Genomic DNA, 22,079 nt, shown 5'->3' with positions numbered 1-22,079 from the left:
GACAAGCTAGGACAAGCCCGGGCATGACGAGTAGGGCAAGCGCGCCCAAACTCACTTCCCCGTAAACTTCGCCGTGCGTTTCTCGACAAAAGCGTTGCGCCCCTCGATCGCGTCGGCGCTCTTGCGGACCACCGCCTGAAGCTCGATTTCCCTGCGGAACTGCGCCTCGTAGGTCGCATGCTCGCTCTCCTCGACGAGCAGGCGCGTTGCCACCAAGGCGCGCGTCGGGCCCTCCGCCAGACGCCGCGCCAACGTCAGGGCTTCCTCCATCAGCTTCGCATCGTCGACGACCTGCCGCACGAGGCCGATCTCATGGGCGCGTTCGACCGTCAGCGGCTCGTTCAGCAACATCAGCTCGAGGGCACGCTGGCGGCCGATCAGCCGCGGCAGCAGCCAGGTCGAGCCGAGATCCGGCACCAGCGCAATGCGGCTGAACACCTGGATGAAGCTCGCCGACCGCGCCGCGACGATCATGTCGCCCGCCATCGCCAAGCTGAAGCCGCCGCCGGCCGCCACGCCGTTGACGGCGACGACAACGGGCACGCGGCATTCGCGTAACGCCTTGAAGGCGGGCCAGTAGAACCGCATGACGCCGGCCGCAATATCCTCACCCAGCGCTTCCGACGCCTTCAAATTCTGTCCTGAGCAAAAACCGCGCCCCGCGCCGGTGAGGATCAGGGCTCGAATACCCTCGTCCTGCGACATCTCGCCGATGGCGGCGGCGAGCGCGCCGAGCAGGTCCGGCGTCATCGCGTTCAGGCTCGCCGGCTCGTCCAGCGTCAGGATTCCGACCGTGCCATCCCGCGCCTGTTTCACACCAGCCATGTCGCGCCTCCCTTTGGATTTTCTCGTTGGCGGCAATGTGCCATCCTTCGCAACGCCCGCCAATGCTGAGCTTTCGCGCCAGCACGGCAATGCCAAAACAACAGAGATCAAGACGACATCATGCCTCATCAGTTCAGCCTCAACCAAACCGTCCGCAAACCCGCCGTCACATCCAAGGGCGGCATCGTCGCCTCGCAGTCGCGGCGGGCGGCCGAAGTGGGCGCGCAGGTGCTGGCGGCGGGCGGCGACTGCGTGGACGCCGTCGTGGCGACCACCATGGCTCTGAACGTGCTGGAGCCCTGGAACAGCGGTATCGGCGGCGGCGGTGCGATGGTGCTCTACCGCGCCAAGGAAAATCGCACCGAGGTGATCGACTACGGCATGTCCGCGCCACAGAGTCTGCGCGCTGCCGATTATCCGCTCAGCGGCGCAGGCGCGGCCTCCGATCTCTTCCCCTGGCCGCGGGTGAAGGACGATCGCAACATCCACGGCCCCGGTTCGATCGCGGTGCCCGGCGTCGTCGCCGGGATGGAGGAGGCGCATCGCCGCTACGCCAAGATGCCCTGGAAGGATCTGGTCACGCCGGCAGCCACGCTGGCCGGCGAAGGCCTGCTTGTCGATTGGTGGACCACGGGGACGATCTCCGGCTCGGCCGCCGATCTCAGGCGCTATCCCGCCAGCGCGGCGGCGTTCCTGAAGGACGGCCTGCCACCGAGCGCGCCATGGGGCATCAAGGCCGAGACGCGACTGCCGCAGGACACGCTGAAAGCGACGCTGTCGCATCTCGCCGAGGCCGGACCGCGCGATTTCTACCAGGGCGATCTCGCCAGGAGCATCGCCTCCGACATCAAGGCCGACGGCGGTTCGCTGTCGGTCGAGGACCTCGCCGCCTTCCGCGCGCATTTGCGCGAGCCGCTGGCGATCCCGTATCGCGACGGCAAGGTGTATGCGACGCCCGAGCTCACGGCCGGACCCACCATGGCACACGCGCTGCGCCTGTTGCAGCAGAGCCTGAAGCCGGGAAGTGCGCCGGACGCGGCCGCCTATGTCGAATATGCCCTCGCTCTGCAGGCGGCCTTCCGCGAGCGGCTCAAGGACATGGGCGATGCCGACGGCAAACGCTCGCTTGGTGCCGAATATCTGGCGCCCGCCTGCACCACGCATTTCTCCGTGGTCGACCGACACGGCAACATCGCGGCGGTGACGCAGACGCTGCTGTCGTCGTTCGGCTCGAGATACGTGACGCCGCACACCGGCATCGCCATGAACAACGGCATCATGTGGTTCGATCCGACGCCGGGCACCACCAATTCGCTCGCGCCCGGCAAGCGCTGCCTCTGCAACTACACGCCCGTCATCGCAGAGACGAAGGACGGCAAGCGGCTCGCTGTCGGCGCCTCCGGCGGCCGCCGCATCCTGCCCTCGGTGATGCAGCTCGTCTCCTTTGCGATGGATTTCGGCATGGATCTCGATGCCGCCATCCACCAGCCGCGCATCGACGCCAGCGAAGGCGCGGTGGTGATCGGCGATGCTCGCCTGCCGGAGGACGTCCGCAAAGCCCTTGCCGCGCGCTTCGACTATGAAGAGACCCGCGTGCAGGCTTTGCCGCAGAAATTCGCTTGCCCGAGCGTGGTGATGCGCGACGGCGACGTCAATTCCGGCGCGGTCGAGATCTTCCATCCCTGGGCGGATGCGGTGACGGAAGGCTGAATATTCGGGAAACTCGGTCCGACCACGGGCGCTGCTTTACCTCTCCCGCAAGCGGGAGAGGGCGCGCGCCTGCTTCCTAGTAGCGACGATGATCCAATCGCGCGCTAAATCCCCAACCGGTCCCGCACCCGCCCCGCGATCACGGCGGTCGTCACACCCACCGGCCAGAACGCATGCATCGGGATCGGCTTGATGCCGGTGATGGGCATGTCGATCTCGGCCCTGGCGCCGCCGATCAGCCGTCGCGCCAGCTGCGCCCCCATCGCGGTCGCGAGCGCGACGCCGCGGCCGTTGCAGCCGAGCGAGATCAGGATGTTTTCGGCCGGCTCATGCACATGGGGATAGTGATCCCCGGTGATGGCGAGGCGGCTGTTCCAGCCGTGCGTCCAGGAGACGCCCCTGAGCTGCGGCCATAGCCGCTCTGCATACCGCATGAGATAGGCGACGTCGTGCGGCGACTTGATCCAGCGCATCGGGCCGCGGCCGCCCATCAACAGACGGTTGAGCTGATCGATGCGGTAATAGACCGTGATGTGACCGCTCTCGTAGAGCACGGGACGCGTCGGCATGATGGAGCGGGCCACCGCGTCGGAGAGCGGCGCCGTGGCGGCGATCGAGGAGAACACCGGCACGATGGTGCGGCGGAGCGCCGGCCAGAGATCGTCGGTAAAGCCGTTGGTGGCGAGCAGGACCTTGTCGGCATGCACCACCGCCCGCGGCGTCTCGATGCGCCAGCGCGAGCCCTCACGGCGCAGCGACAGCGCCGGCGTCTCGCCATGCACCTTCGCGCCGGCCGAGATCGCCGCACGCGCGAGACCGCGGGCGTAGCTGAGCGGATGCAGATCGCCGCCGCGCGCGTCCAGCATGGCGCCGATGTAGCGATCGGTGCCGGTCATCTCGCGGAGCTGCTCGCGGTTCAGATAGGTCACCGGCATGCCGCGCCGGATGCATTGCTGCGCCGTCGTCTCGATCGCGGCGGCACTGGCCTCGTTGTAGGCCGCACGCAGCGTCCCGTTCTGGCGCGCCTCGCACGGGATCTGATAGCGGCGGATCAGCTCGTGGGTGAAATTCGTGGTGCCATAGGAGAACGCGATCATGCGGCGGCCGAGGTCCGCGCCGAAATCGGCCTCGATCTGATCAGGGTCGTGCTTTAGTCCGGGATTGGTGTGGCCGCCATTATTGCCCGACGCGCCCCAACCCGGCTCCTGCGCCTCCAGCACCAGGGCGTCGACGCCCTGCTCGGCCAGATGCAGCGCGGTGGAGAGGCCTGTGTAGCCGCCGCCGATGATCGCGACGGCGACATTCTTGTCGACATCGAGCGGCGGCGTGGCGACCGGCGCGACGGCGGTGTCGGCATAGAGCGAGGGCGGCAGAGGCAGGCGCGTCATATCGAGAACCGGTCAGAGCGGATGCAGCACGCGCCGCAAGAAGTCTTGCGTGCGCGGATGCTGGGGTTGGTTGAGCAGCGCCTTGGCCGGTCCCTGCTCGACGATGATTCCGCCGTCGATGAACAGCACACGGTCGGCAACGTCGCGGGCAAAGCCCATCTCGTGGGTGACGACCACCATGGTCATGCCGTCGTCGGCGAGCTTGCGCATGACGCCGAGCACGTCGCCGACCAATTCGGGATCGAGCGCCGAGGTCGGCTCGTCGAACAGGATCGCCTTGGGCTGCATCGCGAGCGCCCGCGCGATCGCGACGCGCTGCTGCTGCCCGCCGGAGAGCTGGGGCGGATGCGCGTCGGCCTTTTCGGCGAGCCCCACCTGCGCAAGCAGCGCGCGGCCGCGCTCGAGCGCCTGCGCGCGGGATTCCTTCTTGACGTAGAGCGGCCCCTCGATGACGTTTTCGAGTGCCGTGCGGTGCGGAAACAGGTTGAAGCGCTGGAACACCATCGAGACCTGGGTGCGAACCTTCACGATCGACGGCGCATCGCGATCGACCTTCAGGCCTTCGACGCTGATCTCGCCGCGGTCGTAGCTTTCGAGCCCGTTGATGCAGCGCAGGATCGTCGACTTGCCCGAGCCAGACGGGCCGATGACGCAGACCACCTCGCCCTTCTGTACGGACGCCGTGATGCCCTTGAGCACCTCGTTCGCGCCAAAGCTCTTGTGGACGTCGTTGAGCTCGATCATTTCTTGCCGGCCCGCTTCTCGAAATGACGAACCAGCAGGATCAGCGGGATGCTCATGGTGAGATACATCAGCGCCACCATTGTGAACACGTTGGTGTTCTTGAAGGTCGAGGACGCGATCAGCTTGCCCTGAAGCGCGAGCTCGGCGACCGTGATGGTCGAGGCCTGCGAGGAATCCTTCAGCATCATGATCATGACGTTGCCGTAAGGTGGCAGCACGATCCGCACCGCCTGCGGCAACACCACGCGGCGCATGGTCAGCCACCAGCCCATGCCGATCGACTGCGCCGCCTCGATCTGGCCCTTGTCGATCGCCTCGATGCCGGCGCGGAAATTTTCGGCCTGATAGGCCGAATAGGCGATGCCGAGCCCGAGGATCGCGGCTTGCAGCGCCGACAGCGTCACGCCGAGATCGGGCATCACGAAGTAGAGGTAGAACAACAGCACGATGATCGGGATGCCGCGGATCACGTTGATCAGGCTGGCGCTGAGCAGCGACAGCGCCTTGATGCCGGAGACCCGCATCATCGCCCAGATCAGGCCGAGCACCGTCGAGAGCAGCAGCGAGCCGATGGTGACGACGATCGTCAGCACGACGCCGCTCATCAGGATCGGAAAGAACTCGACGGCGTCGTGCCAAAAGCCTTTCATCGGCAAGCCTTCACTCAAGAGCCTTCATCGATCCGGCGCTACCGATCAGCCCTGAGCTTTCAGGCCCCATTTATTGAGGATCTTGTCGATGGTGCCGTTGGCCTTGAGCTTCGCCAGCGACGCGTTGATCTTGCCGAGTAGCGCGGTCTCGCCCTTGCGCACGCCGATGCCGACCGAGCCGACGGTGACGGGCTTGTAGCCATCGACGAGACGAACCTCGGGGAAGCCGCCCTGCTTCAGATTGTAGGCGAGGATCGGATAGTCGGCGTAGCCGGCCTTGAGGCGGCCGGTGTTCACGTCGCGCAGGATGTCGGGGATGGTATCGTAGGCCTTGACGTCGGCGAACAGCCCGGACTTCTTCAGCGCATCGACGAAGGCGGTGCCGACCTGCGCGCCGACCGTCTCGCCCTTCAGATCGTCCTGCGTGGCATAGGCCTTGGTGTCGGCCTTCGGAACCACCAGGCCCTCGCCGTAGGTGTAGATCGGATCGGAGAAGTCGACGACCTCCTTGCGCGGCGCCGTGATGAACATCGCGGCCGCGATGATGTCGATCTTGCTCGACGTCAGCGACGGGATCAGCGCCGAGAACTGCATCGGCTCGATCTGCACGTTGAAGCCGGCATCCTTGCCCACTTCCGTGACGAGATCGACCATGATGCCCTGGATGGTGTTGGTCTTGGTGTCGAGGAAGGTGAAGGGAATGCCCGTCGGCGTCGAGCCGACCTTCAGCACCTGTTGCGCCGAGGCCGGCGCCACGGCTGCAATTGCGAGCGCCGCGACCGCGGCCAGACCAAAACGCTTCAACGCCATCGCATTCCCCTTTGGGTCCGGCCGATGCGGCGCCCCGCAAATGTCGTCATCGCAGACGTTGCGGGCCGAGCCGTTTCGGCCTATTTTCACCAATATGAAAATTTGGTCACACTTTCGTGGGTGATGCAAGTGGTTTTCATGCACATGAAGGAAGCGGTTTGACGTGAGCGGTGGCAAGAGAATGCGCAAACCGGCCGCCGCGAAAGCGGTGAAGAAGACGAAGGCTGGCGAGAAGCCGGCGGAGCCGGCAATGGACGTCGCCGTCGGCCGCCGCATCCGGGATCTCCGGCGTGTCAGGAAATTTTCGCTGGAGACAGTCGCGGCGCGCACCTCACTGTCGATCGGTTTCCTCAGCCAGATCGAGCGCGGCCTGTCGTCGCCGTCGCTTCGCGTACTGGCGACGCTCGCCGACGTGCTCGGCGTCGGCATCGCCGCATTGTTCGGCGCGAGCCCGAGCGCCGACGGCACCTCCGACCAGGTGGTGACGCGCGGGCTGCAGCGGCCCGAGCTGAAGCTCTGGCGCACCGGCGTGTCGAAGCAATTGCTGAGCCCGGCCAGCGCCGACAACAAGCTCAATCTGTTCCTGGTGCATCTGGAGCCCGGCGGCTCCACCGGCGACGAGCTCTACACGCATGACGGCGAAGAGGCGGGCCTGGTGCTCAAAGGCGAGATGCTGCTGACAGTGGACAGCGAGACCTGGTCGCTGAAGACCGGCGACAGCTTTCGCTTTGCGAGCCGAAGGCCGCACCGGTTTTCAAATCCGGCCGAGGACGCGAAGGCCGTGGTGCTATGGGTGAATTGCGTGACGGGGGCGGGGTAGGCTCGGTTGCCGTCATTCGGGGCGCCTCGAAGAGGCGAACCCGAAATGACAGCAGCAATCATCCAAACCGATGCTGATACCGGTCCACCGTCAGCGCGCTGACGTCGATGTCCGGCTTCTTGCCCGACAGCATGTCGGCGAGCACGCGCGCCGAGCCACAGGACATGGTCCAGCCGAGCGTGCCGTGGCCGGTGTTGAGGTGGAGATTGGCGTATGGTGTCGGACCGATCACGGGCGGGCCGTCCGGCGTCATCGGACGCAGGCCGCTCCAGAACGTCGCCTTGGAGAGATCGCCGCCGCGCGGAAACAGGTCGGTCAGCGAATGATCCAGCGTGGCGCGGCGCGCATCATAGAGCTTGGTCGAGAAGCCCGAGATTTCGGCGGTACCTCCGACGCGGATGCGATCGCCGAGACGGGTGATCGCGACCTTGTAGCTCTCGTCCATCACGGTGGATTCCGGCGCGCCGGAGGCGTCCTTGATCGGCACCGTGATCGAATAGCCCTTCACTGGATAGACTGGCAGCGAAATGCCGAGCGGCGCGGCCATCTGCGACGAATAGCTGCCGAGCGCGAGCACGTAAGCGTCGGCCTGCAACATCCCGGCACTGGTCGCGACACCGCTGACGCGCGCGCCCTCGGTGACGATGCGATCGATGCCGGTGTTGAACATGAAGCGGACGCCGAGCGCTTCGGCGTGCTTGGCCAGCGCCTGCGTGAACATGTGGCAATCGCCGGTCTCGTCCTGCGGCAGGCGGAGCCCGCCGACGAATTTTTCCTTCACGCCTGCGAGCGCAGGCTCGACCGCGATGCAGCCTTCGCGGCTCAACGTCTCGTAGGGCACTCCATATTGCTTGAGCACGGCGATGTCTTCGCCGGTGCCATCGAGCTGCGCCTGGTAACGGAACAGCTGCAGCGTGCCTTGCGAGCGCTCGTCATATTGAATGCCGATGTCACGGCGCAGGTCGCGCAGGGAATCGCGACTGTATTCCGCGATCGGGATCATCCGGCTCTTGTTGACCGCATAACGCGCGCTGGTGCAGTTGCGCAGCATCTTGAGCAGCCAGACCCACATCACGGGATCGAGCTTCGGCCGGATCACCAGCGGGCCGTGCTTCATCAGGAGCCACTTCACCGCCTTCACCGGCACGCCGGGCCCGGCCCAGGGCGAGGAATAGCCGGGCGAGACCTCGCCGGCATTGGCGAAGGAGGTCTCCAGTGCCGGCTCGGGCTGGCGGTCGACGACCGTCACCTCATGGCCGGCACGCGCGAGGTAGTAGGCAGAGGTGACACCGATGACACCGCTGCCGAGGATCAGAACTTTCACGCTTGGTCAAACTCCCGCGGCATCACGCTCGCCGCTGCAAGGAAACAACTCGCAACGGCGAGAGCAATTATCAGGCCACCCGCTTGATGGCATCGCCCAGGATCGAGACGATATCGTCGATGTGGCTCTTCTCGACGATGAGGGGCGGCGACAGCGCGAAGCTATCGCCGCTCATGCGGAAGTAGAGCCCACGATTGAAGCAGTCGACCATGACGTCGTAGCCACGCGCACCCACCGCGCCGTCGCGCGGCGAGAGCTCGACCGCGCCCATCAGGCCGCAATTGCGGATGTCGATGACGTTGGGCAGGCCTTTGAGCGAATGCAGCGCATCGCGCCAATATTCGGCGATCGAGGCACCGCGCGTCAGCAGGCCCTCGTCCTTGTAGATGTCGAGCGTCGCGATACCGGCGGCGCAGGCGGTGGGATGCGCCGAATAGGTGTAGCCATGGAACAGCTCCATGACGTTTTCCGGGCCGATCATCATGGCGTCATGCACCTTGCGATGCGCAAACACCGCGCCGCAGGGAATGGTGCCGTTGGTGATGCCCTTGGCGGTCGTCATCATATCAGGCGTGACGCCAAAGAAATTGGCGGCGAACGGCGTGCCGAGACGTCCGAAGCCGGTGATGACCTCGTCGAAGATCAGGAGAATGCCGTGCTTGTCGCAGATCTCGCGCAGGCGCTGCAGATAGCCCTTCGGCGGCGGCAGCACCGCGGTCGAACCCGGCACCGGCTCGACGATGACGGCGGCGATGGTCTCGGCGCCATGCAGGGCCACCAGACGCTCGAGATCGTCGGCGAGCTCGGCGCCATGCTCGGGCTGGTCCTTGGCGAAGGCGTTGCGGGTGAGATCGTGGGTGTGGCGAATATGGTCGACGCCCGGCAGCAGGGTCGTGAAGGCGCGGCGATTGGCGACCATCCCGCCGACCGAGGTGCCGCCGAAGCCGACGCCGTGATAGCCGCGCTCGCGGCCGATCAGACGGGTGCGGCTCGCCTGGCCGTTGGCACGGTGATAGGCGAGCGCGATCTTCAGCGCGGTGTCGACCGACTCGGAGCCGGAATTGGTGAAGAAGATGCGGTCGAGGCCCTTCGGCGCGATCTCGGCGAGCCGCTCGGCGAAGTCGAACGCCAGCGGATGGCCCATCTGGAACGACGGCGCGAAGTCCAGCGTCATGAGCTGGCGCTCGACCGCGGCGGCGATCTGCTTGCGGCCATGGCCGGCATTGACGCACCACAGGCCGGCGGAGCCGTCGATGACCTTGCGGCCGTCGACGGTGGTGTAGTGCATGCCCTCGGCCGACGAGAACAGCCGCGGCGCCTTCTTGAACTGCCGGTTGGCCGTGAACGGCATCCAGAACGAGTCGGTCTTGATAGTGTTCGGAATCTGATGAAGGGTCACGGCCGCGCTCCTTTGCTGACTGGATAGCAGAGGCACGGCTTCAGAACCGCAACAAGTCCTTTTCTGGCAGCCTGCAAGCCATTGATTTTACTGGGGCCGCCGGTCCATATTTGCGCGATCCGCAACACCTGCAACAGGGACCAGGGGTATGAGCGTCGACATCGGTGGACGGCTGCGATTCATCCGGGCGCACCACAAGCTGTCGCAGCGCGAGCTCGCCAAGCGCGCCGGGGTCACCAATTCGACGATCTCGCTGATCGAATCCAACCAGATGAACCCGTCGGTCGGCGCCCTCAAGCGCATCCTCGACGGCATCCCAATGGGGCTCGCCGAGTTCTTCGCGCTGGAGCCGGAGTCGCGGCGCAAGATCTTCTATCGCGCCGAGGAGCTGACCGAAGTCGGCAAGAAGCCGATCTCGTATCGCCAGGTCGGCGACAATCTGTTCGGCCGCAGCCTGCAGATCCTGAAAGAGTGCTACGAGCCCGGCAGCGACACCGGGCGCGTCCACCTCGTCCATGACGGCGAGGAAGGCGGCATCGTGATCTCGGGCAAGCTCGAAGTCACCGTCGAGGACGAGCGGCGCATCCTCAATCCCGGCGACGCCTATTATTTCGAGAGCCGCCGCCCACACCGCTTCCGCTGCGTCGGCGGCAAGCCGTGCGAGGTGATCTCGGCCTGCACGCCGCCAACGTTCTGAAGCACGATCAGTCACATCCGGAAAGTTACGGGCGGCCACCGGTATCTTACGGTGGTTGAGCCATCTCAATTTCTGCGCGCCGGACCTCTATATATTACGAACCGTAGCCGAGCAGCCTGGCTTAGAGGTGCTGAGGTTATGGCCCCGGGCTCCTAGGCACTCCGGGGCCGCTTCGTAACAGGGCTCGCGCATGAAGACCACACTCGCCAATGCGGAAGCCGCGCTCGACGAAGTCCAGCGCGACACCGACAAGCTCCATTCGCGCGAGCTGCGCAAGGCCATCGCGAAATACATCGAAGCGCAGAGAGAGCAGATCAAGACTCTCCGCAGGATGATGAACTGATCGGCCGCCGCGGAGCGAGCAGGCCTCGCCCCGCCTGCCGCCTCAACGCTGCGTCAGCAACTCCTCGATCCGGATCGGAAATTTGCGCACCCGCACGCCGGTCGCATGCCAGACCGCGTTCGCGACCGCACCGGCACTGCCGGTGATGCCGATCTCGCCGACGCCCTTGATGCCGAGCGCGTTGACGTGCGGGTCGTGCTCCTCGACGGTGATGACGTCGAGCGGCGGCACATCGGCATTCACGGGGACATGGTACTCGCCGAGATCGGCGTTCATGATCCGCCCGCTACGCTTGTCGGTGACGGCCTCCTCGTGCAGCGCAAAGGATAGGCCCCAGATCATGCCGCCGAAGAGCTGGCTTTGCACCATGCGCGGGTTGACGATCCGCCCAGCCGCAAAGGCCCCGACCATGCGGCTGACACGGACCTGGCCGAGCTCGGGATCGACCTTCACCTCCGCAAACACCGCGCCATGGGCATGCATCGCATATTCCTGCATCGCCGCAGGGTTCGGCGCGCCGGTACCGCGCGCCTCGACTTCGGCGACGCCGGCTCGCGCGAGGATCTCGGCGTAGCTCTCGCCGCGGCTCTCGTCGTCGCGCCGGATCAACCGGCCGTCGCGCGCGATCACGCCGGTATTGCCGGCGCCGAACAGCGGTGATCGCTCGTCGCCGGTGGCGAGATCGGCGAGCTTCGCGATCACGGCCGCGCCGGCGCTGTGGATCGCCGCACCCGCGGTTGCCGTGTGCGCCGAGCCGCCGGCAATGCCGGCATCGGGCAAATCGGACGTACCGGCCTTGAACGCGACGCGGTCGATATCGAGGCCGACGGCGTCGGCGGCGATCTGGGCCAGCGCCGTCCAGGCACCCTGCCCCATGTCGTGTGCACCGATCTCCATCACGCCCGAGCCGTCGCGGCGGATCGCCGCGCGCGCTTCGGCCTGGAACATCAGCGCCGGGAAGGTCGCCGTGCCCATGCCCCAGCCGACCAGCAGTCCGGCATCGTCGCGCATCTGCCGCGGCTGCAGCGGACGCTTCGCCCAGCCGAAGCGCGACGCGCCCTGGTCGTAACAGGCTCGCAGTGCCTTCGACGAGAACGGCTTCCCCGTGATCGGCTCGATTTCGGCGTAGTTCTTCAGGCGAAAGGCGAGCGGATCGATGCCGCAGGCCCAGGCCATCTCGTCGATCGCGCTCTCCAGCGCGATCGAGCCGGTCGCCTCGCCCGGTGCGCGCATGAACAGCGGCGTGCCGGTGTTGACGCGTACGGCATCGTGGGAGGTGCGGATCGCGGGCGCCGCATAGAGCGTGTGAGAGGCATCGGCCGCGGGCTCGTAGAAATCGTCGAACGTGCTCGACACGGTCCGCGCATGGTGATCGAGCGCGGTCAGACGTCCCTCTCCGTCGGCGCCGATGCGCAGGCGCTGGCGCGTCGGCGCGCGATGGCCGACCGGGCCATACATCTGCTCGCGGCGCAGCACCAGCTTGACCGGCTTGCCGACCAGCTTGGCCGCCATGATGCCGAGCACCGGCGGCCCCGCCATCAATCCCTTGGAGCCGAAGCCACCGCCGAGGAAGGGGCTGCGGATGTGAATCTTGTCGTGGGCGATGCCGAACAGCTCGGCGACGCGCGCCAGCGACAGCATCAGGCCCTGGGTCGGCATGTCGATCTGCAGATTGTCGCCATCCCAGTGAGCCACGATCGCATGCGGCTCCATGGCGTTGTGATATTGCGGCGGCGTCTCGTAGGTCGCGTCGATCTGCTTTTCGGCCGAGGCAAGGCCCGCCTCGACATCGCCGCGGTGATTTTCGGTGGGGTTGCCGACGCCGACGACCGGCGGCACATAACTCTCGCCGGCATCGAGGCCGACCAGCGCGGGGAGCGTCTCGTAACGCGGCGCCAGCAGCACGGCGCCTTCCGTCGCAGCTTCAAGCGTCTCGGCGATCACGACCGCGATCGGCTGATTGGCGTAGCGCACCTCGTTGCTCTGCAGCACCTCCATCCGGAACACGAACGGATTGGTCTTGATCTCCGGGTCGATCGCAAGCTGCGGCTTGTGGTCCGGTGTCATGACATCGACGACGCCAGGATGGCGTTTTGCGGCGGCGACATCGAGCGAGGTCACGCGGCCATGCGCGATGCCGGCCACGGCGATCACCGCAAACAGCATGCCGGGCGGATGATTGTCGGCGGCATAGGTCGCCTGCCCCGTGACCTTGAGAACGCCGTCACGGCGGGTCAGCGGCTGGCCGATGTTCGAGCCGTGCCGCAAATGGGCGGGCGCGCTGGTCAGGTTGAGCTCAGGCATGGATGGCTCCTGATGTCGAGGCAAAGGGAGAGGCCGGCAGTGCGGGCAGGCGCGCGGGCGTGCCGGCGGCAGCGAGGGTCAGCGCGCGCACGACGATGCGGCGTGCGAGCTCGATCTTGAAGGCATTGTCGCCGGACGGCTTTGCGTCGGTGAGCGCACGCCAGGCGGCTTCCTGGAAGGCATCGGCCGTGGGCGCGACGCCCTTGAGCACGTCCTCCGCAGCGCGGGCACGCCAGGGCTTTGCGGCGACGCCGCCGAGCGCAAGCCGTGCTTCCGCGATCCTGCCGTTCTCGATCCGCAACGCAGCAGCGGCCGAGACCATCGCGAAGGCGTAGGAGGTGCGCTCGCGAACCTTGAGGTAGCGCGCATGCGAAGTAAATTCACGCGCGGCCTTCGGCAGGCGCACCGCGACGATGAGATCGCCGGGCTCGAGCGCGGACTCCCGCTCGGGCGTATCGCCGGGCAGGCGATGCAGCTCGTCGAGCGCGATCTCGCGCCGCCCGCCCCGGCCTTCGATCTCGACGACTGCACCGAGTGCGACCAGCGGCACGCAGAAATCGGATGGATGGGTGGCGATGCAGCTCTCGCTCCAGCCGAGCACGGCGTGCGTGCGGTTCTCGCCGCCGCGGGCGTCGCAGCCGCTGCCGGCCTCGCGCTTGTTGCAGCGGCTGGCAGTGTCGTAGAAATACGCACAGCGCGTCCGTTGCAGGAGGTTGCCGCCGACAGTCGCGGCATTGCGCAACTGTGCGGATGCCCCCGAGAGAAGGGCTTCGGCGACGGCGGGATAGGACCTTGCGAAGTCCGCATCATGCGCGAGATCGGCGTTGCTGACGAGCGCGCCGATGCGCAACGACCCGTCGGCGAGGCGCTCGATCGCGTCAAGTCCCTCGAGATGCGTGACGTCGACCAGACGATCCGGACGGCTGATATTGCCCTTCATCAGATCGAGCAGATTGGTGCCGGCGGCGAGATAGACGGCGCCCGGCTGGGCCGCGGCAGCAACGGCTTCAGTGACGGTGGCGGGCCTGACATAATCGAACCGTTTCATGCCGAGCGCCTCTGGTTGGTTTCGTCCATCTGTCCTTGCGCCTCGAGCACGGCATCGACGATGCCGGCATAGGCGCCGCAGCGGCACAGATTGCCGCTCATGCATTCGCGGATGCGCTCGGGATCGTTGCCGGCCTGGCCTTCGCGCATCATGCCAATCGCGCTCATGACCTGGCCGGGCGTGCAGAAGCCGCACTGAAATCCGTCATGGGCGATGAAGGCGGCCTGCACCGGGTGCAACTGGTCGCCGCGCGCGACACCCTCGATGGTGAGGATGTCGGCGCCGTCATGACTGATCGCGAGCGCGAGGCAGGAGTTGATGCGCTTGCCGTCGACCAGGATGGTGCAGGCGCCGCATTGGCCGCGATCGCATCCCTTCTTGGTTCCGGTGAGATGAAGGCGCTCACGCAAGAGATCGAGCAGCGTGACGCGCGGATCGTCGAGGACGAAGTCGCGCCGCGCACCGTTCACGGTGAGGCTGATGGAGTGGTTCATACAAGGCTCCGATCAGATTTGGACATGAGTGATCGCGCAGCGCGCCACCGCCGTGGCCGCCGTCGATATGCTGGCCAGGCATAAGCCGGCCAACATCCAGTCGAAGATACGGAGGCACCCTCCGTTTAACAAGGGCCGCCGAGAAATATTTGGAATTCGTCAAAAGCCCGTGCGCCACCAACGCGATGCAGTCCGGCAGGGTTCAACAAGGGTTCAATCTAACCAATTCGTGATCTACATTGCTCGCATGGACGACCACACCGACCAGACCCGGAAGCCCCGCGCCGACGCCGTGCGCAATCGCGAGCGTGTGCTCGAGGCCGCGAAAACCGTGTTCAACGCGGGCGGCCCGGAGGCCAGCCTGGAGGCGGTGGCAAAACGCGCCGGGGTCGGCATCGGCACACTCTATCGGCATTTCCCCACACGCGAGGATCTATTCGAGGCGGTGTACCGGCGCGAGGTCGAGCAGCTCAGCGAACTTGCCGAGCATCTGCGAAGCGCCCAGGACCCGGTCGACGCGCTCCGCCGCTGGCTGCGCTCCGCGGTCGAATTCGTTGCCACGAAAAAAGGCATGTCGGCCGCGCTGGCGCTGACTTATCAGAGCTCGTCGGAGCTCGCGGCGTTCTCGATGGACCGACTGACCAAGGCGATCGGCTCGCTGCTCGCGCGCGCGGTGGAGGCCGGCCAGATGCGGGCCGATGTCAGCCCGGAAGACCTGCTCAGGGCCCTGATCGGCATGTGCTACATGCACGATCAGCCCGGCTGGCAATCCTCGGTGCTGCGCATGCTCGACGTGTTCGTCGACGGATTGCGGGTGCAGCCCGGCATCAAGGCCAAACCGCGCACCGCCAACTCCGCGAAGCCGGCGGTGAAACGAAAGCGATAGCGCACCGTATTTCCCTAAAGCCATGCTAGGATCAGCATCGCCGGGATTTCAACGCGGAGCCTGTCATGCGGATCGCCGCCTTGCTTGTCGCTATCAGCGTTATCTTCGGCTCCGTCTCGGCATGCGCCGACGACGTCACCGCGGCACAGGGCGTCGTCCGCGCCCAGGAACAGGCTTTTGCGCGCGACGATGCGGCCGGCGCCTATTCCCACGCCGCGCCGGCGATCAGGGAGATCTTCCCCGCGCCCGACATCTTCATGTCCATGGTGCAGAGCGGTTACGCGCCGGTCTACCGCCACAAGAGTTTCGAGTTCGGCGAGAGCAAGATCGAGGGCAGCTCGATCGCGCAGCGCGTCCACATCATCGACGCCAATGGCGAGGCCTGGGAAGCGCTGTATACGCTCGAGCAACAGCCGGACGGCAGTTACAAGATCACCGGCTGCACGCTGCTGAAGGCGGGACAGGCGGTTTAGGTCGCAAAGCCCGGCCCGGCTTTCGTCGCACTCATCCGCGAGCGGATCAACAGCGTCAGGACGATGCTGATGTTGACGGCATTCCACGCCACGCCGTTCGCGAACGCTGCGGCATACGAGCCGGTGGCATCGAAGATGACGCCCGACACCCAGCCGCCGAACGACATGCCGAACACGGAGGCGAAGATCACGATGCCGACGCGCGTTGCGGCTTCCCGCGCCGGCATCGCCTCGCGCACGATGATGGCGTAGCTCGGCACGATGCCGCCCTGGAACAGGCCGAACATCGCGGAGATGAGATAGAGCGAGGCGAGGCTGTCGAAAAACAGATAGAACACAAGCGCAAAGCCCTGCGCCAGCGCCCCGATCAACAGGGTGCGGATGCCGCCGATCTTGTCGGCGAGGAAGCCCGAGCCGATGCGGCTGACGATGCCGCAGGCCATCATCAGCGACAGCATCTCGGCACCGCGCGCCACGCCGTAGCCGAGATCGCCGCAATAGGCGACGATATGCACCTGCGGCATCGCCATGGCGACGCAGCAGGAAATGGCGGCGATCGAGAGCAGCACCGTCAGCGTGTTGGTCGAGAGCTTGAGATCGACGCGCGGCGGCGGCGCATTGGCGTGGTCTTGAACCTTGTCGTGGCCTATCTGCGCGCGCAGCACCAGCACCAGGATCGTCATCAGGACGACGCAGACGAGGCCGATGCCGATATGGGTGTGGCGCCAGCCGACCTCCTGCATGCCCCAGTTCACGATCGGGGGCCACATCGTGCCGGCGAAATAATTACCACTGGCGACGATGGTCACGGCAAGGCCGCGATAGCGCTCGAACCAGTGCGAGGCCTCCGCCATCAGCGGCGCGAAGGTCGCGGACGTCCCGAGCCCGATCAGGAAATACGCCGCCACGAACTGCCAGAGCTGGGTCGACAGCCCCGCGAGCACATTGGCGACGCCGAGGAAGGCGATGCTGATCGCCATCGCCGGCACGATGCCGAAGCGGTCGGTGATCTTGCCGGCGATCACGCCGCCGAGCCCGAAGCCGAACATCATGAGGGTAAAGGCCAGCGAGACCGCGCCGCGGGTGGCGGAGAATTCGGTCTGCACCGCGGGAATCATCACCACGATCGCCCACATGCCGACGCCACCGATCGAGCCGATCAGCAGCGCAAGCACGAGCCGTATCCAGGCCTGACGGGAATCAGGGCTGAATGTTTCAGGCGTTTGTTCTGAGTGATTTGGCGCGTGCACGGGCCGGACCATGGCCCGCGGATGCTCAAGGGGTCAAGCATCGTGGCGTGATATTGGGCATGCGCGGTGCACTGCGGTAAGAAGCAGCTTGGCGAATGCACGATTTGCCATTAGTTTGCAATCCGCGTGTGCAAATTGCCGCGCGGAATACATGCTGGCGGAATGTTGCTGCAACTGACACGAGCGATGCGGATCAAGGTGGGGCGGATCATTGCCCTCGCCTACCTGTTCTGCGTGCTCGCGCCGGCGGCAAGCCTCGCCTGGGGCAGTGGCCCTGCGCCGTGTCTCGATGAGACCTTGCTGGCCGACCTCGTGCCGGTCCATCACCAGATGCCGGGCGGACACATGCACGACGGCGTCTCGCACGATCATGCGGGGGCACACGCGCATCACCAGGCCGCCGCGCAGGACGCGCCCGCTTCGCATCATCATGGCGGCAAGGGCACAGCCGGGCCGTGCTGCGCCATGATGTGCGTGAGCGCGCTGCCGGCCGATCTTCCCACCGTCGCCAAGCCGGCCGCGCCCGTCTCCGCCTGTGCGCCAGAAATCGTGGCCAGCCTGCACAGCACGGCGCCGCCCCTGCATTACCGTCCCCCCATCGCCTGATCTGACACGACGATTTCGGGCCGAGCGCGCTTTTGCGCGCGCGAACCTGTGGTGTCCAGATCAGGGATGAATCATGCTTGCGTTTTCCGGGGCGAAGTCCGCCGCCGCATCCGCGGTGGGTGGACGACATTTTCGATTTGACTGGCTTCTGCTGGCCGTGATCGCGCTGGCGCTCGCTGGCTGCATGCCGGCAACGACGCAAGTCGCCGGCGCCGATCCCGCCGATCCCTCGGCAAAGGTCGCCCCTCTCGGCTATCGGTCGACCATCGCGCCCTACACCAGCCTGCGACCCGCAACGCCGGCGCCATGGCGCGACCGCAACGACGCCGTCACGCCGCAGCCGAAGCAAGACCGGTAGGAGCGCGCCATGGCACACCATTTTGCGCGAGGTCTCCTCGTCCTCACCGCGTTCAGCGTCTCCGGCTGCGCCGCGTTTTCGCCCGACAGCGGCATGAGTGCGGTCTCCGAACTGACGAGCCAGAGCATCAACAAGGACGTGGCATTCGTGCGAACGGCCGATGGGGCGGGCGCAGTCGATGAACGTGTCCGCCAACTGCTCTCGCGCACGTTGAGCGTAGAGACCGCCGTGCAGATCGCACTGCTCAACAACAAGGGATTGCAGGCCGCCTATAACGAGCTGGCGCTGGCCGAGACCGATCTGGTCGAGCAGAGCCTGCCGCCCAACCCGGTGTTCTCGATCTCGCGGATCTCGGGCAACGGCGCTAGCGAGATCGAGCGCCAGGTGGTCGGCGACATCCTCGCGCTCGCCACCCTGCCGTTCCGCTCCGACATTGCCCGCGAGCGTTTTCGCCAGGCCCAGTTACGCGCGGCGCTGGCGACGCTGCGGCTCGCCGCCGACGTCCGCCGTGCCTACTGGCGCGCTGTCGCCGGCAACGAGATGGTGGCGCTGCTGACGGATGCGAAGGCAACGGCGGAATCGACCGCACAGCTCGCCGTCAAGCTCGGCGAGACCGGCTCGCTCAACAAGCTCGACCAGGCCCGCGAACAGGTGTTTTACGCCGAGACGACCGCCGACCTCGCCACCGCAAGGCAGATGGCGGCGAGTGCGCGCGAACGGCTCGCACGCCTGATGGGATTGTGGGACGGCGGCCTCGGCTTCCGCCTGCCCAATCAATTGCCGCCGCTGCCGCGCCGGCCGCAGGCCCTGCCCTCGATCGAGGCCGATGCGGTGGCCCATCGCATCGATCTGCAGATCGCCCGGCTGGAGCTGAATGCGCTGGCGAAGTCGCTGAACCTCACCGAGGCGACGCGCTTCGTGACGCTGCTCGACCTTGCCGGCATCTCGCGCCGCACGCAGGACCCGGAAGGCGCGCCTTTCCGCGAGCGCGGCTTCGACGTCCAGTTCCAGATCCCGATCTTCGACGGCGGCGAAGTGCGGGTGCGGCAGGCCGCCGAGACCTACAACCTCGCCTTCAACCGCTTGACCGAGCGCGCCGTGAACGTTCGCTCGGAGGCGCGCGATGCTTATCGTGTCTATCGCTCGGCTTACGACATCGCCAGCCACTATCAGCGCGAGATCATCCCCTTGCGCAAGATCATCACCGAGGAGATGCAACTCCGCTTCTCCAGCATGCAGGTCGACATCTTCGCGCTGCTCACCGAGGCGCGGCAGCGGCTGGCCTCGCTGCGCGGCGCGATCGACGCGCGGCAGCGATTCTTCCTCGCCCAGTCCGACCTGCAGACCGCCGTCAACGGCGGCGCCGCGCTGACGCCTGGCGGCGACAATTCCACCAACATCGCCGCGGCAGCGCCTGCCGATGCCGGCCACTGACATGGAGACCGCAATGTTTTCCCGCAGAGGATTTTTAGGCACCGCCGCGCTCGTCGGCGCATCCGCGGTCCAGGGCCGCGTGCAGGCGGCGTCTATCCCGGAAGCCCCGCATATGGACAAGGTGGTGATGCAGCCGCCGCTGCATCCCGTCAGCGGACCGGACTATCGCCCCGTGGTCACCCTGAACGGCTGGTCGCTGCCATTCCGCATGAACGGCGACTGGAAGGAATTCCATCTCGTCGCCGAGCCCGTGGTGCGCGAGTTCGCCGAAGGCATGAAGGTCAATCTGTGGGGCTATAACGGTCAGTCGCCGGGCCCGACGATTGAGGCGGTCGAGGGCGACAAGGTCCGCATCTTCGTCACCAACCGACTGCCCGAATACACCACCGTGCACTGGCACGGCATGATCATCCCGAGCGGCATGGACGGTGTCGGCGGGCTGACGCAGCCGCACATCCAGCCGGGCAAGACCTTCGTCTACGAATTCGAGATGCGGAAGAGCGGCACCTTCATGTACCACCCGCATTCCGACGAGATGGTGCAGATGGCGATGGGCATGATGGGCATGGTCGTCGTGCATCCGCGCGATCCCGGCTTCCGGCCCGTCGATCGCGACTTCGTTTTCGTGATGAGCACCTATCGCGTCGATCCCGGCACTTACCTGCCGCAGGTCAACGAGATGACCGACTTCAACATGTGGACCTGGAATGCGCGGGTGTTCCCCGGCATCGATCCTTTGCCGGTGCGCCTCGGCGACAGAGTGCGCGTGCGCATCGGCAATCTCAGCATGACCAACCATCCGATCCATCTGCACGGCCACAGCTTCGCGGTGACCTGCACCGACGGCGGCTGGATTCCGGAGAGCGCGCAATATCCGGAGACGACGACCGACGTGCCCGTGGGCGCAGTGCGCGTCTTCGACGTGCTCGCCGACAATCCCGGCGACTGGGCGTTCCACTGCCACAAATCCCATCACACCATGAACGCGATGGGGCATGCGGTGCGCAACCTGATCGGCGTGTCGCGCAAGGATCTCGCCAAGGCCGTCGGCAAGCTCGCGCCCGATGCGATGGCAATGGGCTCGACCGGCATGGCGATGGGCAACATGGAGATGCCCGCGCCCGACAACACGCTGCCGATGATGACCGGCACCGGCCAGTTCGGACCGATCGAGATGGGCGGCATGTTCACGGTGATGAAGATCCGCGAGGACCTCGCGCGCGACGATTATCGCGATCCCGGCCCCTATCAATTCCCGAAAGGTACCGTCGCCTACGAGGTCACGCCTCCGGCCGCGGAGCCGGCGCGGCAGCAGCCGGGCAAGCCGACGCACAAGATGAAGATGTGAGCGTTTCGATGAAACACCAACCGGAGATGACGATGAAGACCATCAGGCTCGGCCTCGCGCTGGCTGCGCTATCGATCGTGCCCGCCCTCGCGCACGACAAGCACGGGCACGCGACCTTTTCGGCCGGCGAGCCCGGCGACCCGAACAAGCCCGCGCGCACCATCGAGATCCTGCTGAACGAGATGGACTACGCACCGGCCAGGATCGAGGTCAGGCGCGGCGAACAGATCCGCTTCGTGCTCCGCAATGTCGGCAAGGAAGACCATGAATTCCTGCTCGCCACGCCGAAGGAGAATCTCGCGCATGCGGTGGAGATGAAGAAGCATCCGCACATGGAGCATGACGATCCCAATGGTGTCAGGCTCGCCCCGAACAAGACGGCCGAGATTCTCTGGAAGTTCAGCAAGCCCGGCACGTTCGAATTTTCCTGCCTCATTCCCGACCATCGCGACTACGGCATGGTCGGCCACGTCACCGTGACGTCACGATAAGGAGCCTCCCATGAACCGCATCATCCGTATCATCGCTGCGCTGGCGCTGACGCTGAGCATTGCTACTGAAGCGCCGGCGGCCGGAGCTGCCGGGATCAGCGGCGAGGTCAAGAAAATCGACGAAGGCGCCGGCAAGATCACGCTCAAGCACGGGCCGGCCAGGAGCCTCGGCATGGAGGACCCCATGACCATGGTCTACCGCGTCAAGGACCCCGCGATGCTCAAGCAGGTGAAGGTCGGCGACAAGGTGACCTTCGAGGCCGAGGAGGCGGCTTCGGGCTATACGGTGACCAGGATCGACAAGGCGAAATAGGGTCCCCTGTCATGCCGGGGCGCGCCTCTTAGCGCGAACTATGATGCGCAATTGCGCATCTGAGAATCCATTTCTCCACAACACCTGCCGCACAATGGATTCCGGCTCGCCCTTGGGGCGCCCCGGAATGACGGCCTGAGAGCCCCGAAACGGCCCGGTCCGCCGCTCTTCCACCCCCGCGTTAACCCTTTGCTAACCATACACCCGGCAAGAATTGCCGGGTGAAGTCGAGTGTCGTCAGCCGCGTAAAACGGGAGGAACCCCGTGGACGCCAGTGCGGTGCCTCACTTTCGGAACGGCGGCCCTTCGGCCGCCGCGCAGACAATTGGGACGCGCGGACGGCAGTCGCGCGGGGGAGCAGCTA

The 22,079-nt window shown here is 66.0% G+C and carries 23 protein-coding genes; 12 read left to right on the top strand and 11 right to left on the bottom strand.

From position 1 onward, the window contains the following. Positions 1-51: 51 nt before the first annotated feature. Positions 52-825 (bottom strand): enoyl-CoA hydratase-related protein, encoded by a 774-nt coding sequence (locus tag CIT39_RS07060; protein ID WP_094973682.1) that lies wholly within the window; start codon positions 823-825, stop codon positions 52-54. A 120-nt stretch (positions 826-945) separates the two neighbouring features. On the opposite strand from CIT39_RS07060, the gene CIT39_RS07055 reads away from it, so the two are divergent. Further along, positions 946-2,535, top strand: a complete 1,590-nt coding sequence (locus tag CIT39_RS07055; protein WP_094973681.1) for a gamma-glutamyltransferase family protein — start codon at positions 946-948, stop codon at positions 2,533-2,535. A gap of 104 nt (positions 2,536-2,639) precedes the next feature. Here CIT39_RS07055 and CIT39_RS07050 read toward each other — a convergent pair whose 3' ends face one another. The 4 genes from CIT39_RS07050 to CIT39_RS07035 are packed head-to-tail and all read right to left on the bottom strand — an operon-like array spanning position 2,640 to position 6,127. Next, the gene (locus CIT39_RS07050; protein WP_094973680.1) at positions 2,640-3,923 is read right to left on the bottom strand and encodes an NAD(P)/FAD-dependent oxidoreductase; all 1,284 of its coding nucleotides are present in this window, start codon (positions 3,921-3,923) and stop codon (positions 2,640-2,642) included. 12 nt (positions 3,924-3,935) lie between these two features. Continuing rightward, a complete protein-coding gene (locus CIT39_RS07045; RefSeq protein ID WP_094973679.1) occupies positions 3,936-4,667 on the bottom strand; it encodes an amino acid ABC transporter ATP-binding protein in 732 nt (243 codons plus the stop codon). Then, a complete protein-coding gene (locus CIT39_RS07040; RefSeq protein ID WP_094895200.1) occupies positions 4,664-5,317 on the bottom strand; it encodes an amino acid ABC transporter permease in 654 nt (217 codons plus the stop codon). The genes CIT39_RS07045 and CIT39_RS07040 overlap by 4 nt, the downstream gene beginning before the upstream one ends. A gap of 45 nt (positions 5,318-5,362) precedes the next feature. Further along, complete coding sequence (locus CIT39_RS07035; protein WP_094973678.1) at positions 5,363-6,127, bottom strand: ABC transporter substrate-binding protein; 765 nt, start codon at positions 6,125-6,127, stop codon at positions 5,363-5,365. A gap of 181 nt (positions 6,128-6,308) precedes the next feature. Between CIT39_RS07035 and CIT39_RS07030 the strand changes: the two genes are divergently transcribed. Then, a complete protein-coding gene (locus CIT39_RS07030; protein WP_162308384.1) occupies positions 6,309-6,947 on the top strand; it encodes a helix-turn-helix domain-containing protein in 639 nt (212 codons plus the stop codon). 58 nt (positions 6,948-7,005) lie between these two features. On the opposite strand, the gene CIT39_RS07025 is transcribed toward CIT39_RS07030, so the two are convergent. Together CIT39_RS07025 and aptA are read right to left on the bottom strand one after the other, a co-directional pair. Then, entirely contained in the window at positions 7,006-8,271 is a 1,266-nt protein-coding gene (locus tag CIT39_RS07025) for a D-amino acid dehydrogenase (protein WP_094973676.1), read from the bottom strand. A gap of 70 nt (positions 8,272-8,341) precedes the next feature. Continuing rightward, on the bottom strand, positions 8,342-9,670 hold the full coding sequence (aptA, locus tag CIT39_RS07020; RefSeq protein WP_162308383.1) for an omega-aminotransferase AptA: 1,329 nt from the start codon (positions 9,668-9,670) through the stop codon (positions 8,342-8,344). A 148-nt stretch (positions 9,671-9,818) separates the two neighbouring features. Here aptA and CIT39_RS07015 point away from each other — a divergent pair, with 148 nt between their 5' ends. Together CIT39_RS07015 and CIT39_RS07010 are read left to right on the top strand one after the other, a co-directional pair. After that, positions 9,819-10,367: a cupin domain-containing protein gene (locus tag CIT39_RS07015; RefSeq protein ID WP_094973674.1), complete on the top strand. Its 549-nt coding sequence runs from the start codon at positions 9,819-9,821 to the stop codon at positions 10,365-10,367. A 190-nt stretch (positions 10,368-10,557) separates the two neighbouring features. Then, positions 10,558-10,710: a hypothetical protein gene (locus tag CIT39_RS07010; protein ID WP_162848624.1), complete on the top strand. Its 153-nt coding sequence runs from the start codon at positions 10,558-10,560 to the stop codon at positions 10,708-10,710. A 42-nt stretch (positions 10,711-10,752) separates the two neighbouring features. On the opposite strand, the gene CIT39_RS07005 is transcribed toward CIT39_RS07010, so the two are convergent. The 3 genes from CIT39_RS07005 to CIT39_RS06995 are packed head-to-tail and all read right to left on the bottom strand — an operon-like array spanning position 10,753 to position 14,556. Next, positions 10,753-13,014, bottom strand: coding sequence for a xanthine dehydrogenase family protein molybdopterin-binding subunit (locus CIT39_RS07005; RefSeq protein WP_094973673.1), 2,262 nt, complete (start codon positions 13,012-13,014; stop codon positions 10,753-10,755). Then, complete coding sequence (locus CIT39_RS07000) at positions 13,007-14,062, bottom strand: FAD binding domain-containing protein (RefSeq protein WP_094973672.1); 1,056 nt, start codon at positions 14,060-14,062, stop codon at positions 13,007-13,009. Before CIT39_RS07000 ends, CIT39_RS07005 begins: the two co-directional genes overlap by 8 nt. Then, positions 14,059-14,556: a (2Fe-2S)-binding protein gene (locus tag CIT39_RS06995; RefSeq protein ID WP_094973671.1), complete on the bottom strand. Its 498-nt coding sequence runs from the start codon at positions 14,554-14,556 to the stop codon at positions 14,059-14,061. Before CIT39_RS06995 ends, CIT39_RS07000 begins: the two co-directional genes overlap by 4 nt. 247 nt (positions 14,557-14,803) lie before the next feature. Here CIT39_RS06995 and CIT39_RS06990 point away from each other — a divergent pair, with 247 nt between their 5' ends. Continuing rightward, the gene (locus CIT39_RS06990) at positions 14,804-15,442 is read left to right on the top strand and encodes a TetR/AcrR family transcriptional regulator (protein ID WP_181955163.1); all 639 of its coding nucleotides are present in this window, start codon (positions 14,804-14,806) and stop codon (positions 15,440-15,442) included. A 65-nt stretch (positions 15,443-15,507) separates the two neighbouring features. Continuing rightward, positions 15,508-15,915 carry a DUF4864 domain-containing protein gene (locus CIT39_RS06985; RefSeq protein WP_094973669.1) on the top strand — a complete coding sequence of 136 codons (408 nt, stop codon included), beginning with the start codon at positions 15,508-15,510 and terminating at the stop codon, positions 15,913-15,915. On the opposite strand, the gene CIT39_RS06980 is transcribed toward CIT39_RS06985, so the two are convergent. After that, positions 15,912-17,177: an MFS transporter gene (locus CIT39_RS06980; protein WP_094973668.1), complete on the bottom strand. Its 1,266-nt coding sequence runs from the start codon at positions 17,175-17,177 to the stop codon at positions 15,912-15,914. The two genes, CIT39_RS06985 and CIT39_RS06980, sit on opposite strands and share 4 nt — an antisense overlap. A gap of 150 nt (positions 17,178-17,327) precedes the next feature. Between CIT39_RS06980 and CIT39_RS06975 the strand changes: the two genes are divergently transcribed. The 6 genes from CIT39_RS06975 to CIT39_RS06950 all read left to right on the top strand — a co-directional run bounded on the left by CIT39_RS06975 (position 17,328) and on the right by CIT39_RS06950 (position 21,715). Continuing rightward, positions 17,328-17,771, top strand: coding sequence for a hypothetical protein (locus CIT39_RS06975; RefSeq protein ID WP_094973667.1), 444 nt, complete (start codon positions 17,328-17,330; stop codon positions 17,769-17,771). Positions 17,772-17,844: 73 nt separating this feature from the next. Continuing rightward, positions 17,845-18,129 carry a hypothetical protein gene (locus CIT39_RS06970; protein WP_094973666.1) on the top strand — a complete coding sequence of 95 codons (285 nt, stop codon included), beginning with the start codon at positions 17,845-17,847 and terminating at the stop codon, positions 18,127-18,129. A 9-nt stretch (positions 18,130-18,138) separates the two neighbouring features. Then, positions 18,139-19,563 carry a TolC family protein gene (locus CIT39_RS06965; RefSeq protein ID WP_094973665.1) on the top strand — a complete coding sequence of 475 codons (1,425 nt, stop codon included), beginning with the start codon at positions 18,139-18,141 and terminating at the stop codon, positions 19,561-19,563. Between the two features lie 13 nt (positions 19,564-19,576). After that, positions 19,577-20,911, top strand: a complete 1,335-nt coding sequence (locus CIT39_RS06960) for a copper oxidase (protein WP_094973794.1) — start codon at positions 19,577-19,579, stop codon at positions 20,909-20,911. 8 nt (positions 20,912-20,919) lie between these two features. After that, positions 20,920-21,402, top strand: a complete 483-nt coding sequence (locus tag CIT39_RS06955; RefSeq protein WP_408612835.1) for a cupredoxin domain-containing protein — start codon at positions 20,920-20,922, stop codon at positions 21,400-21,402. Between the two features lie 10 nt (positions 21,403-21,412). Next, positions 21,413-21,715, top strand: coding sequence for a copper-binding protein (locus tag CIT39_RS06950; RefSeq protein ID WP_094973663.1), 303 nt, complete (start codon positions 21,413-21,415; stop codon positions 21,713-21,715). Positions 21,716-22,079 lie beyond the last annotated feature (364 nt).

Origin of the sequence: Bradyrhizobium symbiodeficiens, from assembly GCF_002266465.3 — a bacterium.
Taxonomy (GTDB): Bacteria; Pseudomonadota; Alphaproteobacteria; order Rhizobiales; family Xanthobacteraceae; genus Bradyrhizobium; species Bradyrhizobium symbiodeficiens.
Note: the sequence above shows the minus strand (reverse complement) of the source record. Positions and strands in the feature narration are given on the sequence as shown.